Source organism: Sedimenticola hydrogenitrophicus (assembly GCF_025175675.1).
Lineage (GTDB): Bacteria > Pseudomonadota > Gammaproteobacteria > Chromatiales > Chromatiaceae > Sedimenticola > Sedimenticola hydrogenitrophicus.
Genome location: NZ_JANIOA010000093.1, coordinates 1 through 1751 on the forward strand (window position 1 = coordinate 1; position 1751 = coordinate 1751).

General features: G+C 57.7%; 4 protein-coding genes. 3 read left to right on the top strand and 1 reads right to left on the bottom strand.

The annotated features are described in order from the left end of the window. From NPX02_RS21020 to NPX02_RS21550, 3 genes are all read left to right on the top strand, one after another. On the top strand, nucleotides 1–246 hold a 246-nt coding region (locus NPX02_RS21020), incomplete at its 5' end, for a hypothetical protein (protein WP_260296022.1). A gap of 131 nt (nucleotides 247–377) precedes the next feature. Continuing rightward, nucleotides 378–836, top strand: a complete 459-nt coding sequence (locus tag NPX02_RS21545) for a TFIIB-type zinc ribbon-containing protein (protein WP_335342621.1) — start codon at nucleotides 378–380, stop codon at nucleotides 834–836. 38 nt (nucleotides 837–874) lie between these two features. Next, nucleotides 875–1201, top strand: a complete 327-nt coding sequence (locus NPX02_RS21550; protein ID WP_335342620.1) for an FAD:protein FMN transferase — start codon at nucleotides 875–877, stop codon at nucleotides 1199–1201. Between the two features lie 135 nt (nucleotides 1202–1336). On the opposite strand, the gene NPX02_RS21040 is transcribed toward NPX02_RS21550, so the two are convergent. Next, a partial coding sequence (locus NPX02_RS21040; RefSeq protein ID WP_260296023.1) for an AI-2E family transporter occupies nucleotides 1337–1751 on the bottom strand: 415 nt, incomplete at its 5' end.

Genomic DNA, 1751 nt, shown 5'->3' on the forward strand with positions numbered 1-1751 from the left:
GAAAAAAAATCCGATCTTCAGGGGAGTGGGCCAATGAAGAATTGGGCAAAAGCTGAAGACGGTATTTTACCGGCAGATTATACCCTGTGCGAACGGCTTTGCGGGTCTGCGCAGGTTGCGGTCTCGACGCCGGTATACTGCTGGTCGCAGGCATCTCATTGCACATCGCGTCGGGAAACGAAACGTTGTCATGGAGGTCAATGCGAACGCCGACAATTCACGAGCAGCCTGTTTTCCAGCGTATAGGATCGGCATATCAGTGTGATTGAATTGTGAACGAAACTTACTTAATCCCGACATGACTGCACGCTGGTCGGTGGGCGATGAAATCAGGAGAACAAAATGAAATGCCCGTATGCAACGACATCACCCTGGTTATGAGCGATCGCCAGAGTATCGAGATCGACTATTGTCCGCAGTGCCGCAGGGTCTGGCTGGATCGCGGTGAGCTGGACAAGTTCATCGAGCGCAGCGGGCCGGCGCTCGCGCCGCAGCGTCAGAGTGGCCAAGGCGATCGCTACCCTCGCGATAATCATCACAAACCCAAGCTGCTGGATCGTCATCGCATTGCCGTTATAATCACGCCCTTCTCCGGGATGGACGAAACCGAAGAAGTCCGTGCGTTCCGGGTTGGGCGTATGCGGCTGCCTGGGTGTTTGCCGGGCCCGCCCCGAAATGGGTCATGTTCTTTCCATGCACACCGCGTAGTCGGGCACCCGCCACGGTGCGGCCGTGATGGATGCGTTGATGGATCGGGAGTTAGCGGCCCGTTGCTGCTGGCCTATGCGGCTTATAGCACCTGGCTGGTGATGACTGTGAGCCGGGTTGGCGGTTGAACGTTCAAGAATGAGGGTACCGAAAGAGGCCGTAGACAATGAAACGCAATTCCGAACTGATATTTTTCTCGGAGTGGTTTGCCTCGCCCTTGCGCGTCGCCTCGGTAACGCCGAGCAGTGCGCCACTGGCACGGGCCATGGCGTCCGCCTTTCCCGTCGGCGATGGCACGGTGGTGGAACTCGGTGGCGGCACGGGACCGATCACCCACGACAGCGTTTCGGTGAAGGTGCTTGACGACGATCCCGTCCGGGCGGACGCCTGGTCCACTGCGCTGCTCTGTCTGGGCCATGCCGCCGGGCTGCGCGCGGCGGATCAAGCGGGGATTGCCGCACTGTTTATCGCGGACGAGGACGGACGGCTGTGAGAACATGTCAGCACTGCGTGGTCGGCACTCCAGGACGTGGAGGTGCAGTGATGCTCGGACTGTCGCAGCGACCGATTACCCAGTCCTTGATCTTAGTGAGACCCGTCTATGGCAATGGACGCTTATCTTGCGCCGCTATTCGCCAAGCAGTTCTGCTACTGGCAGCAACTGTTCCACATGCTCGGAAACCACTTTCACCACAACGATGATCGGGATGCCGAGCAACATTCCCCAAATGCCCCACAGCCAGCCCCAAAACAACAACGAAATAAACACCGCCGCCGCATTCATCCTGGCTATACGACCGGTGGCCCAGGTTGTGACGAACACACCCACAGCGGTCGCTATTAACAACGATGACCCCGCGACCATTAGCACCATTGAGACCGAATCAAATTGAATAAAGGCGGCCATACCAGTCGCCAACGCTGTAAAGACCGGACCTATGTAGGGAATCACATGCATCAAGCCAGCGCCCACCGCCCAGGCTCCGGCATTGTCCAGGCCGATCAAGTGAAACGTCAGCCAGGTGAGCAATCCTAAAAGTATA

Coding starts and splice junctions, on each gene's coding strand:
- NPX02_RS21545 (WP_335342621.1), top strand. CDS start 378: ATGAGCGATCGCCAGAGTATCGAGATCGACTATTGTCCGCAGTGCCGC.
- NPX02_RS21550 (WP_335342620.1), top strand. CDS start 875: ATGAAACGCAATTCCGAACTGATATTTTTCTCGGAGTGGTTTGCCTCG.